Here is a 14,286-nt window from a genome sequence, read left to right as displayed (position 1 = left end):
GCGCGTGCCCCCGCGGGCGGGCGGGCGGGCTCAGGGCCGCGCGTGCCGCCGGATCCACTCGTGCATGACGATCGCGGCGGCGGCCGCCGCGTTGATCGAGCGCGTCGAGCCGTACTGCGTGATCTCGACCGTGCGGTCGGCGGCGGCGAGCGCCTCGGGGCTGAGCCCCGGACCCTCCTGCCCGAACAGGAGCACGCAGCGTTCGGGGAGCTCGGCCAGGTCGACCGGTTCAGAACCCTCGACGTTGTCGACGGCGATGACCGGCAGCCCCTCGCCGCGGGCCCAGGCGACGAAGTCGGCGACGTCCGGGTGGTGCATGAGGTGCTGGTACCGATCGGTCACCATCGCACCGCGCCGGTTCCAGCGCCGCCGGCCGATGACGTGCACGGTCTCGGCCGCGAACGCGTTCGCCGTCCGCACGATGGACCCGATGTTGAGGTCGTGCTGCCAGTTCTCGATCGCGACGTGGAACGGATGCCGCCGCGTGTCGAGGTCGGCGACGATCGCCTCGAGCCGCCAGTACCGGTACCGGTCGACCACGTTGCGCCGATCGCCGTGCTCGAGCAGGTCGGGATCGAAGCGCGGGTCGTCCGGCCACGCGTCGCGGCCGCCGGGCCAGGGGCCGAGCCCGTGCAGCGGGAGCTGCGGCTCGTGCTCCTCGCGGGGCGGCGTCGCATCGCGGTCCGAGCCGGCGCCCGCGGCATCCGTTCGATCGTCGCTCACGCGACCACGCTAGCCCGGGCGCGTCGGGCCTGCGCCGCCGGCACGGGCGAGGGGTCCGGCGCGCACGCCGGGCCCCTCGCGACGGGCCGGGTCGTTCAGCCCTCGAACTCCACGTTCCCGCGGCACGCGATGCCGGGGCTCGGCACGTGGGGGTCGTCCTTCAGCCCGGCGCGCACGTACATGCCGTAGCTCTGCACGTGTCCGCCGGTGACGAAGTCGTCGTCGAACCCCGGCGGGTTGGCCTCGATCTCGTCGGGCACGTCGCGGCCCGAGTAGGCGCACGCCGAGTGCGCCTTGTGGGCGCCGGGGATGGGCTCGCCCTTGCCGTTCGTCTCGCCCGCGAACGCGGCTCCCGCCGCGCCGCCGACGACGAGCCCGAGTGCGACCACGCACCCGATGAATGCCCGCTTCATCAGCCACCTCCGTGTGACGTGACGGCCGCGGTCGCTGGGGTCGCGCACTCGGGCGTGGGTGATCCGGTCGTCCTTCCGAGAGGGAAGGTACTCCTCCCGCTCGGCGCGGCAACGCCCCCGAGCGAGGGACGACGGGCGGGCGCACGGGCAGAGTTTTCGGTGCGCCGAAAAACCGCTACGATTTCGGCATGCCGAAAACTCCGCTCGACACCGACGTCGCGCCGCCCACCGGTCCCGCACGCACCCGGCGGGACGGGTCGGCGCGCCCCGCCTCCGTCGCCCGGCTCGCCTGGCTGATCGGCCCCGCGCTCGTCGCGGGCGTGGCCTACCTCGACCCGGGCAACGTGGCGAGCAACATGACCGCCGGAGCGCAGTACGGCTACCTGCTCGTCTGGGTGGTCGTGCTCGGCAACGTCATGGCGTGGCTCATCCAGTACCTGTCGGCCAAGCTCGGCATCGTCACCGGCGAGAGCCTGCCCGAGGTGCTCGGCCGCCGGCTCCGCAACCGGTGGGGCCGCCGCGCCTACTGGCTCCAGGCCGAGCTCGTCGCGATGGCGACCGACCTCGCCGAGGTGATCGGCGGCGCGGTCGCGCTCAACCTGCTCTTCGGCATCCCGCTCATCTGGGGCGGTCTCATCACGGGCGCCGTCTCGCTCGTGCTCCTCGTCGTGCAGACCCACCGCGGCCCTCGGACCTTCGAGTTCGTCATCATGGGCCTGCTCGTGATCATCGCCGTCGGCTTCTCCGTCGGCGTGTTCATCGCCCCGCCCGACCCGGCCGGCTTCGCCGCCGGACTCGTCCCGCGCTTCGAGGACGCGAACTCCGTGCTCCTGGCCGCCTCGATCCTCGGCGCGACGATCATGCCGCACGCCATCTACGCGCACTCGGCGCTGAGCCGGGACCGGTTCGTCGCCGGCCGCACGCCCGGCCGCCACGAGCGGGCGGCCGGAGCGGCGACGGTACGTGAGCCCGGGACCGCGACGAGCCTTCCCACCGACCGGCTCGTCCGCGCGACGCGCTGGGACGTGACGATCGCGATGGCGATCGCCGGCACCGTGAACCTCTGCATCCTGCTCCTCGCCGCCGTCAACCTGGCGGGAGTCGAGGGCACCGACAGCCTCGAGGGCGCCTACGCCGCGCTCGACACCGCACTCGGCCCCGTCATCGCGACCCTGTTCGCCGTCGGGCTGCTGGCGTCGGGCCTGGCGTCCACGTCGGTCGGCGCGTACGCGGGCGCCGAGATCATGCACGGCCTGCTCCACGTGCGGATCCCGATGGTCACCCGCCGCCTCGTCACGCTCGTGCCGGCCCTCGCGATCCTGGGCCTCGGGTTCGACCCGACGCTGTCGCTCATCCTCAGCCAGGTCGTGCTCTCGTTCGGCATCCCGTTCGCGCTCGTGCCGCTCGTCTCGCTGACGGCACGCTCCGGCGTGCTCGGCCGCTGGCGCAACCACTGGGCGACGACGCTCGCCGGCATCGGCGCTTCGATCTTCCTCATCACGCTGAACGGGGTGCTGCTCTGGCTCGTGTTCACGGGCGCCTGAGCGCGGGATCGCGGAGCGTGCGCGGGTAGTCTGGGCGCGATGCCCCCCTCCGCCAGCCCCGCGATCGAGGACTACCTCAAGACGGTGTACGCCCACACCGAGTGGCAGCCCGAGCCCATCACGCCCTCGGTGCTCGCGTCCGCGCTCGGCGTCGCGCCCTCGTCGGTCACCGAGATGGTGAAGAAGATGGCGGCGCAGGGCCTCGTGCAGCACGTCCCGTACGGCGCCGTGCGGCTCACCGACGCCGGCCGCGCCCGCGCGCTCGCGGTCGTGCGCCGCCACCGGCTCATCGAGACGTGGCTCGTCCGCGAGATGGGCTACGCGTGGGACGAGGTGCACGACGAGGCCGAGGTGCTCGAGCACGCCGTCTCCGACCGGCTGCTCGAGGCCATCGACGAGCGGCTCGGGCGCCCCGAACGCGACCCGCACGGCGACGCCATCCCCCGCGCCGACGGCACGCTGGTCACCGAGCCCGCAGTGCGCCTCGACGAGGCCACGGCCGGCCACGTCGGCCGCGTCATCCGCATCAGCGACCGCGACCCCGCCCTCCTGCGGGAGCTCGAGTCGGCGGGCGTGGGCCCCGGCAGCGAGGTGCGGGTCACGGATGCCGCGGGCGGCGCCGTCGGCGTCGCGATCGGCGACGCGGCGCACGCGATCCCCGCGTCGGCGGCGGCCGCGATCTGGATCACCGCCTGAGCGTTTTCCGAACCCCCTCCCGCCGGAGCCGTTCGTCGGGGAGGATGTGGGGATGGGCGGTGCGGAGAAGATCACTCCCGAACTCACGGATGCGCAATGGGGGCGCCTGCGGCGCTACGGCGTGCCCACGGACACCGAGGCGGGCGACGTGCTCTTCCGCGCCGGCGACCGCTGGGTCGACCTGATCCTGGTCGAGTCCGGTGAGGTGGAGGTCGTGCGCGAGGCGCTGTGGTGGTCCGAGGAGACGGTGCTCGCGCGGCTCGGGCCGCGGACCTTCGTGGGCGAGCTCGGCCTGCTGAACGGCCAGCGCGCGTTCCTCACGGCGCGGGTCACGGAACCCGGCAGCGTCGTCCGCATCGACCACGACGCGCTGCAGCGCATGATGGCGGAGGACGACGAGCTCTGCGACCTCATGCTGCGCACGCTCTGGGCGCGCCGCGAGCTGCTGCGCACGGGCCCGGCCGCCTGGACGCTCAAGATCATCGGGTCGTCCCGCTCGGGCGAGTCGCTCGCCCTGCAGCGCTACGCCGAGCGGCTCGAGCTCGTGCACACGTGGGTCGACGTCGAGGACATCGCCGAGCACCCGGGCATCTGGGACCACGGCTTCACGCGCGACGACCTCCCCGTCGCCATCGTGCAGGGCGAGAACGTGCCGAGGGCGACGCCGGGACAGGTGGCCGAGCTCATGGGGCTCGCCTACTCGGCCGACGACGACCTCGAGTACGACCTCGCGGTCGTCGGCGCCGGCCCGGCCGGGCTCGCCGCCGCGATCTACGGCGCCTCGGAGGGCCTGCGGACCGTGCTGCTCGACGCCGTCGCGCCCGGGGGGCAGTCGGCGACGACCTCGCGGATCGAGAACTACCTCGGCTTCCCGTTCGGCGTGAGCGGGGACGCCCTGACCTCCCAGGCGTCGCTGCAGGCGTTCAAGTTCGGCGTGCGGATCGCGGCCCCGTGCCGGGTCGTCGAACTCGAGGCCGACGAGGGCGTGCGGCGGCTGCTGCTCGCGGACGGCACGATCGTGCGCGCGAAGGCCGTCATCGTCACCACGGGCGTGGCGTACCGGGAACTCGCGCTCGATCGATGGCGGGACTTCGAGGGCGCCGGCATCCACCACGCCGCCACCGCGCTCGAGATCCGCCAGGTCGCCGGCTCCGACGTCGTCGTCGTCGGCGGCGCCAACTCGGCCGGGCAGGCGGCCCTCGCGCTGGCGGCGAGCGGATGCCACGTGCGGATCGTCGTGCGATCGGACGACCTCTCCACCAGGATGTCGAGCTACCTCGTCGACCGCATCCGCGAGGACCCGCGGATCGAGGTGCTCACGGGCACCGAGGTCGCCGCGCTGCACGGCGACGACCAGCTCGATCGGGTCACCGTGCGCGGCGCGACCGACGCGACCGTCGACTGCCGTGCGCTCTTCTGCTTCATCGGGGCGGTGCCGGCGACCGACTGGCTCGCCGACCTCGAGCGCGACGACCACGGGTTCGTCCGCACCGGGGCCGACGTCGTCGACCTCGGCGATCCATGGAGATCCATCGGGAGGGTGCCCTTGCCATTCGAGACCTCGGTGCCGCGCGTGTTCGCGGCAGGAGACGTGCGACGGGGGTCGATGAAGCGCGTCGCCGCCGCCGTCGGCGAAGGATCCAGCGCCGTCGCGTCCGTGCACCGGGCGCTCGCCGCGGTGGAGGTGCTCGCATGACCGCCCAGGCGCCCGCCCCGGCGCCATCGGGCACGGGCTGCACCGAGTGCCTCGAGCACGGCGGCTGGTGGTGGCACCTGCGTCGCTGCGTGGAGTGCGGTCACGTCGGCTGCTGCGACTCCTCGCCGGCACAGCACGCGAGCGGCCACGCCCGCGAGACCGGCCACGCCGTCGCCGCGTCGTTCGAACCGGGCGAGGAGTGGTTCTGGGACTACGCCGCCTCCGAGTACTCGGATCCGGTGCCCCTCGCGCCGCCGCGGTGGCGCCCCGAGGACCAGGCGTGCCCCGGCCCCGAGGGCAGCGTCCCGCCGGACTGGCGGCGGCGGCTTCACCGCTGACCGGACCGGGTGCGGCGTCGCACGAGCGGCATCCGCCGTTCATGGTGCTGTGATGCGCGCGGCCTAGGCTTGGCCCATGGCGAAGCGCGAAGAGGTCGAGGCCTGGCTCACCGACATGGACGGCGTGCTGGTGCACGAGAACCACCCCCTCCCGGGTGCGGCCGACCTGCTGCAGCAGTGGGAGGACTCGGGCACGCCCTACCTGGTGCTCACGAACAACTCCATCTTCACGGCGCGCGACCTGTCGGCCCGACTTCGCGCGTCCGGCCTGCACGTGCCGGAGGAGCGGATCTGGACGTCGGCCCTCGCGACCGCCGACTTCCTGAAGCAGCAGGTGCCGAACGGGTCCGCGTTCGTCATCGGCGAGGCCGGAATCCTCACCGCGCTGCACGAGGCCGGCTTCATCATGACCGAGACGAACCCCGACTTCGTGGTCGTCGGCGAGACCCGCAACTACTCGTTCGACGCGATCACGAAGGCCATCCGCCTCATCGGCGCGGGCGCGCGGTTCATCGTCACCAACCCGGACGCGACCGGCCCGAGCGCCGACGGCCCGCTGCCGGCGACGGGCGCCATCGCGGCGCTCATCACCAAGGCGACCGGCAAGGACCCGTACGTCGTCGGCAAGCCGAATCCGATGATGTTCCGGTCGGCGCTGAACAAGATCGGCGCGCACTCGGAGCACACGGCCATGATCGGCGACCGCATGGACACCGACATCGTCGCGGGCATCGAGGCCGGCCTGCACACGGTCCTCGTGCTGACCGGCATCAGCGACCAGGCCGAGATCGAGAAGTACCCGTTCCGCCCCGACGAGATCCTCGACGGCGTGTTCGAGCTCGTCGCGGACGCCCCGATCGAGTCCGACCTGTAGCCGTCGGGCGAGGCGGATGCCGCGGCGCGGGCCGCGCGGCATCCGTGCACGTGCGCGTCAGGCGAGGTCGATCTCGCGGCCGCCGTCCCACGGCTCGGTCCAGCCGAGCGCCTCGAACAGCGTGTCGAGCACGAGCGCGGTGAAGCCCCACACCAGGCGGTCGGCACCCGCGCCGTGCACGAGGAAGCCGGGGCCGCGCCACTCCTCGCCGTCGCGCCGGAGCACGGTCGTGCGCCGGTTGCCCGGGTCGAGCAGGTCGGCGACGGGCGTGCGGAACACGGCGGACGACTCCGCCACGTCGACGGCGCGGACAGGAGACGGTGCACGCCACCACCCGAGGACCGGGGTGACGAGGTGCCGCGAGTACGCCAGCGGGATCGGGTCGAGCTCCCCGAGCACCTCCACCCCGGCCGGGTCGAGCCCGGTCTCCTCGCGCGCTTCGCGCAGCGCCGCGGCGACCACGTCGGCGTCGCCGGGCTCGACCCGGCCGCCGGGGAAGGCGATCTGGCCGGCGTGCGACGACAGCGTGTCGGCGCGCGCCAGCAGCAGGACGTCGAGGTCGCGCGAGACCGCCGACGCCTGTGCCTCGTGGTCGCTCGGCAGCCCGTCGAGCACGCCGAACAGGATGAGCACGGCAGCCTCCCGGGCCGCATCGGGGTCGAGCGGCGGGCGGGCGCTGCGCCAGACGCCCCGGAGGACGTCGTCGTCGGCCATGCGGGAGAGCTGGTCCCGGGCCGATCCGGCCGCGTCGTCGCGTGGGGTCACCCGTCGAGGGTAGCGCGGCTCGGCGCGGGGCCTGCTAGGGCCGGGGGCTGCCGTCGTCGTCCGCGTCGGGTCCGTCGTCGCGCGGCTCCTCGTCGCGCGGCTCGTCCTCGGGCTCCCGCCGCGACCAGCGGCTCTCGTGCAGGAAGACCTGCGTGACGATGACGAGCACGGCGATCACGATCGCCCCGACCCAGAACGTCCAGTCCACGCGATCCCCCTCAGGCCAGCCGTTCGACGGCGGTCGCGACCGCGTCCCAGAAGCGCTCGACGTCGATCCCGACCACGACGTGCGCGTTCGGCTCGCGCCCGAGCATGTCGCCGAGGTCGACGCTGGTGGCCCCGACGGTCTCCGCGCCGAGGAGCTCGACGTCGAGCCGGGTCCGCACGACCTCGACCGAGTCGGGGTCGGCGAGCACGGCGACCGCCACGGGGTCGTGGAGCGGTCCGTCCGGCATGCCGAAGACCTCGTCGTTGGTGCGGCAGAAGAACTCGAGCAGCTCGTCCCCGAACGCGGCCGTGCGGGTGCCGAGCGCGGCGAGGCGCGCGCGCACGTCGGGCGTGACGAGGGCGCGGTGGGTGACGTTCAGTCCGACCATCGTGAAGCGCACGCCGCTGCGCACGACCTGGTCGAGCGCCTCGGGATCGACCCAGGCGTTGAACTCGGCGTAGGGCGTCGCGTTGCCGCGGTCGGTGGAACCGCCCATCCAGACGACCTCGCGGATCCTCGGAGCGAGCTCGGGACGGTCGCGGAGCAGGACGGCGACGTTCGTGATCGGCCCGGTCGCGATGATCGCCACGGGCTCCGATGCCGCCTGCAGCGTGTCTGCGATGAGGTCGGTCGCGCCGCGATCGTCCAGGCGCACGGGCGAGGCGCCGCGATCGGGGTCGGGCAGTTCCGGCCCGCCGAGGCCGTTCTCGCCGTGGATCCACTCGGCCGTCGAGAGCTCCCGGGCGAGCGGTCCGCGCGCGCCCGCGGCGACGGGCACGTCCGCGACGCCGGCGACCGAGAGCGCCACGCGCGCGTTGCGGCTCGTGTACTCGAGCGGGACGTTGCCGCCCACCGTGGTCACGGCGAGCAGCTCCAGGGCCGGATGCCCGGCCGCGAGCCAGAGGGCGAAGACGTCGTCGTGCCCGGGGTCGCAGTCGACGATCACGGGAACGGTCATCGGTCCTCCTCCAACCGGCTCGCGAGCGCGAGCACGTCGTCCCGGGTCCCGTACGAGTCGACGGTCCCGTGGGCCTGCACGGCGATGGCGCCGGCCGCCGCCCCGGCCAGCAGCGCACGCCCGAGCGGATGCCCCTCGGCGAGCATCGCGACGAGCGCACCCGTCGCGGCATCCCCCGCGCCCGTCGTGTCGACGGCCTCGACCGCGGGCGCGTGGACGACCGTGGCACCCGATCCGTCGGCCGCCACGGCGCCGAGTGCCCCGAGGGTGATGACGACCGACCGCGCGAGGTCGCCCGCGGCGGAGACCGCCACGTCGCGCCAGGCCTCGGCGGAGGCGTCCGGTGCCAGGTCGACGCCGAGGCCGAGGGTCCGCGCCTCGTGCGCGTTCACCACCAGCGGATCGGCGACGGCCAGGGTCGCCGCATCCACCGCGACCGGGGGCGCGAGGTTCAGGACGAGTCGCGTGCCGGCCGCCGCGCAGGCGCGGGCGAGCGCGTCGATCGTCGGCACGGGCAGCTCGCCCTGCGTGAGGACCACGTCGGCGGATGCGATCAGATCCCGCACGGCGTCGACCGCCGCGGGACCGAGGTCGGCGTTCGCGCCGGAGGTCACGACGATCGTGTTCTCGCCGGAGGCCGACACCGTGATCTGGGCGATGCCGGTGGGCCGGTCGGGGACCGTCTCGACGGCGTCGACCGGGAGCCCGAAGCGGGCGAACGCGGCACGCGCGACCTCGGCCGCGGGGTCGTCGCCGAGGCGCGCCACGAGCTCGACCCGCGCGCCGCAACGGTGCGCCGCGATCGCCTGGTTCGCGCCCTTGCCGCCGAGGGCGACCCGGTGGTCGTGCGACCGGATCGTCTCGCCCGGTCGCGGGAACGCCGCGACGTAGCTGGTCGCGTCGACGTTGACCGAACCGAGGACGACCACGCGGCTCACTGCTGGACGGGACCCTCTCCGGCCACGCTCGCCGTGAGGGCGCCCCCGCCGGAGCGCTCCACGAAGCAGAAGTAGTCGCGCATGCCCGAATCCCACTGCTCGGCCGTCACCGGGTAGGCGGTGAACATCTGCAGGTCGCTCACGAGCCCGGCGATCGGCGGGTTGAGGATCCCCTCGGCGGCGCACAGCTCCTGGGACTGGGCGGCGAGCGCCTCCTCGCCCGGGAAGTCGGCGTCTTCGGCACCCGGGAAGGCACCGCGGTACACGAGCTGGCCGTCGTGGGGCGTGTCGCAGTCGATGACGGTGAACTCCTCGGCCCACGCGGACTCGAACGGCTCGACGCACTCCGTGCCGTACAGGGTGTCCCAGACGTGCACGCCGGGTGGCTGGGGCCCGGTGGGCTCCGGAGGGGCCTCCTGCGTCGGCTCGGGAGCCGCGGCCGGCTCCTCGGCGCCCCCGAGCATGCGGGTGCCGAAGGCGAAGATCGCCACGGCGGCCACGACGAGCGCGAGCCCGCCCGCGACCCAGGCGAGGACCTTCACGGTGGAGCGGTCGCCGCCGTCGCCCGACCCGGACGGTGGGCCCTGCCGGCCGCCGCGATCGGAGCCGCCGGAGCGATCGTCGCGTCCGTAGGCGTCGTCGCGGTCGGAGCCGGAACGGTCGGAGCCGGAACGGCCGTAGCCGGATCGGTCGTAGCCGCCGCGGTCGTAGCCACCGCGGTCGTAGTCGCTGCGCTGGTAGTCCGTGCGGTCGTAGCCGCGCTCGCGAGGGGCGAGGTCGATGCCGCCGCTCATGGCGTCGCGCTCGCCCGGCGGGACGACGCTCATCGGGCCGGTCGCTCCGAAGCCGGCACCGCCGAACAGCGCGGCGAGCCCGTCATCGCCCCCGGCGTCCCGGCCGCGCTCCGGCACGGTCCCGCGCTCGTCGTCACGGGCGTCGAACCCGCGGCCGTCGCGGCCGCCGCGGACGTCGTCGCGATCGTACGGGTCGCGTCGCTCGTCGAACCCGCGATCATCGCCCATGCCGGGTGCACGCGGGTCGTCGGCGGGCGCGCCGCCGAACCCGAACGGGTCGACCTCGACATCGGACCCGGCGGCGGCGGCACCGGCCTGGGCGCCGCGACGCGGCCCCGGGCCGTCGTCGCCCTCGTCCTCGACCGGGACCCGCGGGTCCCGGCCCTCGGGATCGGGCGTCAGGTTCCAGAGGAAGCCCGCCTCGGCGAACTCCCGGGCGCGCGGCGACTCGGCGTCGTCCCACGCGTCGGACGGGGCGTCCGCCGCGCCGGGCGCGGCGCGGCCGGCGTCCTGACCAGGTTCCTCGCGCGCCGGCAGGTCGTCGGCGTACCAGCGGACCTCGTCGACCGGCGGTTCCTCGTCGCGCGCGACCGACTCGCGCCAGTCGTCCGACCGTCCGGTCCATCCGTCGCCCGGGGTCCCGTCGGCGTGCCCGTCCCGCCAGAGGTCGCGCGGGTCGTAGGCCTCCTCCTGCGGCGGCGCGGTCGCCGAGCCGAAGCCGTCGTCGAAGCGACCGGTGTCGGCATAGGCGTCCGGACCGAAGCCCGACCGGTCGTCCCGGTACCCGGGGTCGCGATCCTGGTCGAAGGCGCCGCCCTCGAAGAGTCGACGTGGGTCATCGTCCTGATCGCCGTAGCCGTAGCCCGCGTCGTCCCGGTCGTACGCCGCGTCGGCCCGGCCGTAGCCGGACTCGTCGTAGCCGGACTCGTCGTAGCCGGACTCGTCGTAGCCGTCGTCGTACCCGCCGCCGTGGCCGGCGGCCCCGGGCGCGGCGGGATAGCCGTCCCCGCTCCGGCCCGATCGCTCGTCCGTGCCGTAGCCGCGGTCGTCGCGGTATGCACCGCCGTCGGCGCCGCGATCGTCGCGCTGCGGCTCGTCGCGGCCGTCGCCGCGACGCCCGTCGCGCGGGTCGCGCGCGGCGTCGCGCGGATCGTTCGTCACACGGCCGAACGCGTCCCGGTCGTCGTACGGGTCCGCGTACCCGTCGCGAGCGTCCGTCGTCGGCACCGGGTACCCGGATGCGTCTGCGTAGCCTGCGGCGTCGGCGTAGCCCGCGGCGTCGGCGTAGCCCGCGTACGCGGGACGATCCGCCCACGCGTCGCGGTCGGCATCGTCGGCGGGCGCATCGTACGCGTCGTCCTCGTCGGCGCCGGCGTCGCGCTGGTCCGCCGACGGGGCGACGTCCTCGTTCAGGGCGGACCAGAGCTCGTCGGCGAAGTCGGTGCTCTGCGCGCCCGCGACCGACGGTGGGACGGGCGTGAAGGACCGCCGCGCGACGGGCGGCGGGGTGAAGCCCTCGAACGGCGAGGATGCGGAGTCACCGGAGGCGACGGGCCCGGGAGCCGAGTCGCGGCGGCCGGACTCCGGCTCGACCTCGGGTGCGTGCTCCGCGCGCGGCTCGGCGCGCTCCTCGCGACGCTGGGCCGGGGCCGCGGGGTCCGAGAGCTGGCGGAACGCGGCCCGGAGGCCCTCCTCTGTGTCGATCGGCTGCTCGCCCCACGTCAGCGCCATGCTGGCCGGCGGGGTCACCGGACCGGGCGGGGCGACTGGCGGAGCCGGCGGCGGCGTGGGCGCGCCGCCGAAGGCGGGCGGGACGGGGCGGCCGCCGACGGGCGGCTCGACCGACGTGAGCCGCTCGGTGCCGGCGGGCGGCGACGGGATGCGCGGGGGCTCCGGGTGCGCCGGCGGGGTCCAGGCCGGGCGGTTCCAGTCCGACTGGTTCCACGCGGGCGGTCCGCCCTGCGGCGGTGCGGACGGCGCGGAGTCGGCGCGCTCGATGGGCTCGCCGACGACCGGGAGCGCACGCGTCGGCGCGTCGTGCGCGGGAGCGGGTTCGGCCACGGAGAACCAGTCGAGCGACTCCTCGCTGCGCCGGCGGGGCCGCTCGGCGGGCGGCGCCGACTCGGGCGCACGGGGCGCGGGGCGCTCGCCATAGCCGTCGACCGGGGGCGGTGCGACGGGCGGCTGCGAGGCCGGGCGGCCCTCGAGGTCGGGTCGGCGACCACTGCCGAGCTGGCTCATCAGCCAGTCGGTCTCCTCGGATCCACTCGAGCCGTAGCGCCCGTCGCGTTCACTCATGCCAGTCCCAAGTCCTTCAAGCCGATGGCAGCGAGGTAGGGGACCCCCGCCGCTTCGATGACCTCTCGTGCGCCGGTGTCCCGGTCGACCACGACCGCGACCGCGGCGATCTCGGCGCCCGCGGCGCGCAGGGCCTCGATCGCCTTGAGGGGCGATCCGCCCGTGGTCGAGGTGTCCTCGAGCACGATCACGCGGCGCCCCGCGACATCCGGTCCCTCGACCTGCTTGCCCCGACCGTGGTCCTTCGGCTCCTTGCGCACGACGAACGCGTCGTACGAGAGGCCGCGCGCCGCGCCCTGGTGGAGCACGGCGGTCGCGATCGGGTCGGCGCCCATGGTCATGCCGCCGACGGCGGCGACGTCCGGGACGTCGGCGATGAGGTCGAGCATCACCTGGCCGATGAGCGGTGCGACGCGGTGGTCGAGGCTCACCTTGCGGAGGTCGACGTAGTACGTCGCCTTCTTGCCGCTGGTCAGCGTGAAGTCGCCGTGGAACACCGCCTCGTTCGAGATGTGCTCGACGAGCTCGCGGCGGGCCTCAGCGGAGCGGGGGTTCCGGGAAGTCACCCGAATACTCTACGTCGTGCTTCCTGAGAGCCCGAGGGCCGGTTCCGGCGCCCGAGCGGGCGAGGTCACGGACCCGGACGCCGACGGCGCGAACCCCGCTGGCTCGCCGCATCCGCGATCCGCGACAGCATCGGCTCGTCGGACGGGCCGAGCACGGTCGGCAGGTCGACGTGGAACTCGGCGATCCCCGATGCGCTCCGCCGGGCGAACCGGTAGAGCGCCGAGCCGATGAGGACGCCCAGCGCGATCGACATGACCGTGGCGAAGGCGGCCGAGACGTCGTCGATGCCGGCGGACTCGGCGACGGCGCCCTCCGTCACGCCGATGAGGCCGGCGGCCCCGGGGACGAGGACCCAGAAGGCGGGGAGGAAGACGATCTGCGAGGGCACCCCGCCCCTGCGGAGGTCCTCGATCCAGAGCACCAGCGGCGTCACCGCGAGCGCGCCGACGAACCCGCTGACGGTCGGGCCCACGAGCAGCGCGCCCAGCTGCTGCGCGCCGTACGCCACGACGAGCGCGAGCACGACCCACCAGAACGCCGTGCCGGGTGCGGCGAAGTGGAGGTAGACGCCGAGCCCGTAGAGCACGAGGCCGATGCCGGCCACCCACCACGGAAGGGTCTGCTGGACCTCCCGGGGCACGTACTCGTCATCGCCGATCCCCACGATCGTGCCGGCGGCGAGGATGCCGAACGCGAGCAGGGCGAGCTGGACGATGCCCGAGCCCAGGCGCGACGTGCCCGCGACCATCTGCCCCGCGGCCAGCTCGCGCACGCCGGTCGTGAGCAGTGCGCCGGGGAGGAAGGTCGCGAGCGGCGCGATGAGCACCCGGAGCGGATCGCCCACCTGCACGATCGGCGCCAGGAGGAAGACGATCAGGGCGCAGACGAAGGACGCGACGACGGGAAGCACGAGCGAGAGCGTCCCGGACCGGGAGAGCTTCGCGACGCCGATGATCGCGCCGAGGCCGAACCCGAGCAGGGCGGCCTGCCAGCTCGGCGCGAGCAGCAGCACGAGCCCCATGGTGAGCACGGCGTGCCCCAGGGTGCGCATGAACCAGTGGCGCGAGGGCGGCATCGCGCCGATCTCGTTGAGGCGCCGGATGCCGTCGACCGCGGTGACCCGCGCCTCGCGCGCCTCGCGGACGAGCCGGCTCATCGCCGCGATCTGGTCGAATCGGAACGTCGTCTGGACCGTCTTGAGCGCGACGCGCGACGAGTCGTCGCCGCCGGTCCGCACGAACGTGATCGTGGGCAGCACCACGACGTCGACCTCCTCGAGGCCGTACGCATGGGCGATGTCGATGATCTCGATGCGGATCCGGTCGGTGGACTCCGCGGACGCGGTCATGCCCTCGGCGAGGCCGAGGAGGAAGGTGCGCAGCACCGCCGGGTCCTCGGCACGGGACTCGGCGTCGGCGGCATCGGGCGTGGTCGGGGTGGTGGGCATCCGGCGCTCCTCGTTCGCACCGGGCGG

Annotated in this window: 14 protein-coding genes; 5 read left to right on the top strand and 9 right to left on the bottom strand. The window is 74.5% G+C overall.

Annotated elements, in window-relative coordinates; genetic code table 11:
- Positions 1–30: 30 nt before the first annotated feature.
- Positions 31–636 carry a TrmH family RNA methyltransferase gene (locus ABD230_RS09060; RefSeq protein ID WP_344373282.1) on the bottom strand — a complete coding sequence of 202 codons (606 nt, stop codon included), beginning with the start codon at positions 634–636 and terminating at the stop codon, positions 31–33.
- 182 nt (positions 637–818) lie between these two features.
- Positions 819–1,136, bottom strand: coding sequence for a hypothetical protein (locus ABD230_RS09055; RefSeq protein ID WP_344372015.1), 318 nt, complete (start codon positions 1,134–1,136; stop codon positions 819–821).
- A 188-nt stretch (positions 1,137–1,324) separates the two neighbouring features.
- Here ABD230_RS09055 and ABD230_RS09050 point away from each other — a divergent pair, with 188 nt between their 5' ends.
- The 5 genes from ABD230_RS09050 (at position 1,325) to ABD230_RS09030 (ending at position 6,284) form a co-directional block, all read left to right on the top strand.
- Complete coding sequence (locus ABD230_RS09050; RefSeq protein WP_344372012.1) at positions 1,325–2,680, top strand: Nramp family divalent metal transporter; 1,356 nt, start codon at positions 1,325–1,327, stop codon at positions 2,678–2,680.
- Positions 2,681–2,719: 39 nt separating this feature from the next.
- The gene (locus ABD230_RS09045; RefSeq protein ID WP_344372009.1) at positions 2,720–3,376 is read left to right on the top strand and encodes a metal-dependent transcriptional regulator; all 657 of its coding nucleotides are present in this window, start codon (positions 2,720–2,722) and stop codon (positions 3,374–3,376) included.
- Positions 3,377–3,428: 52 nt separating this feature from the next.
- Positions 3,429–5,072 (top strand): FAD-dependent oxidoreductase, encoded by a 1,644-nt coding sequence (locus ABD230_RS09040; RefSeq protein ID WP_344372005.1) that lies wholly within the window; start codon positions 3,429–3,431, stop codon positions 5,070–5,072.
- On the top strand, positions 5,069–5,410 hold the full coding sequence (locus ABD230_RS09035; RefSeq protein WP_344372001.1) for a UBP-type zinc finger domain-containing protein: 342 nt from the start codon (positions 5,069–5,071) through the stop codon (positions 5,408–5,410). Before ABD230_RS09040 ends, ABD230_RS09035 begins: the two co-directional genes overlap by 4 nt.
- Positions 5,411–5,486: 76 nt before the next feature.
- Positions 5,487–6,284, top strand: a complete 798-nt coding sequence (locus ABD230_RS09030; protein WP_344371998.1) for an HAD-IIA family hydrolase — start codon at positions 5,487–5,489, stop codon at positions 6,282–6,284.
- Between the two features lie 57 nt (positions 6,285–6,341).
- Here the strand turns inward: ABD230_RS09030 and ABD230_RS09025 are convergent, their stop codons facing one another.
- From ABD230_RS09025 to ABD230_RS08995, 7 genes are all read right to left on the bottom strand, one after another.
- A complete protein-coding gene (locus tag ABD230_RS09025; protein ID WP_344373280.1) occupies positions 6,342–6,998 on the bottom strand; it encodes an NUDIX hydrolase in 657 nt (218 codons plus the stop codon).
- A gap of 85 nt (positions 6,999–7,083) precedes the next feature.
- Positions 7,084–7,257 carry a hypothetical protein gene (locus ABD230_RS09020; protein WP_344371996.1) on the bottom strand — a complete coding sequence of 58 codons (174 nt, stop codon included), beginning with the start codon at positions 7,255–7,257 and terminating at the stop codon, positions 7,084–7,086.
- 10 nt (positions 7,258–7,267) lie between these two features.
- Positions 7,268–8,215 carry a nucleoside hydrolase gene (locus tag ABD230_RS09015; protein ID WP_344371993.1) on the bottom strand — a complete coding sequence of 316 codons (948 nt, stop codon included), beginning with the start codon at positions 8,213–8,215 and terminating at the stop codon, positions 7,268–7,270.
- On the bottom strand, positions 8,212–9,153 hold the full coding sequence (locus ABD230_RS09010; protein ID WP_344371988.1) for a ribokinase: 942 nt from the start codon (positions 9,151–9,153) through the stop codon (positions 8,212–8,214). Before ABD230_RS09010 ends, ABD230_RS09015 begins: the two co-directional genes overlap by 4 nt.
- Positions 9,150–12,245: a hypothetical protein gene (locus tag ABD230_RS09005; RefSeq protein ID WP_344371986.1), complete on the bottom strand. Its 3,096-nt coding sequence runs from the start codon at positions 12,243–12,245 to the stop codon at positions 9,150–9,152. Before ABD230_RS09005 ends, ABD230_RS09010 begins: the two co-directional genes overlap by 4 nt.
- A complete protein-coding gene (gene pyrE / locus ABD230_RS09000; protein ID WP_344371983.1) occupies positions 12,242–12,811 on the bottom strand; it encodes an orotate phosphoribosyltransferase in 570 nt (189 codons plus the stop codon). The genes ABD230_RS09005 and pyrE overlap by 4 nt, the downstream gene beginning before the upstream one ends.
- A 65-nt stretch (positions 12,812–12,876) precedes the next feature.
- Positions 12,877–14,259 carry a threonine/serine exporter family protein gene (locus ABD230_RS08995; RefSeq protein WP_344371981.1) on the bottom strand — a complete coding sequence of 461 codons (1,383 nt, stop codon included), beginning with the start codon at positions 14,257–14,259 and terminating at the stop codon, positions 12,877–12,879.
- Between the last annotated feature and the right edge of the window lie 27 nt (positions 14,260–14,286).

It is taken from the genome of Agromyces tropicus (genome assembly GCF_039531345.1).
Lineage (GTDB): Bacteria > Actinomycetota > Actinomycetes > Actinomycetales > Microbacteriaceae > Agromyces > Agromyces tropicus.
Note: the sequence above shows the minus strand (reverse complement) of the source record. Positions and strands in the feature narration are given on the sequence as shown.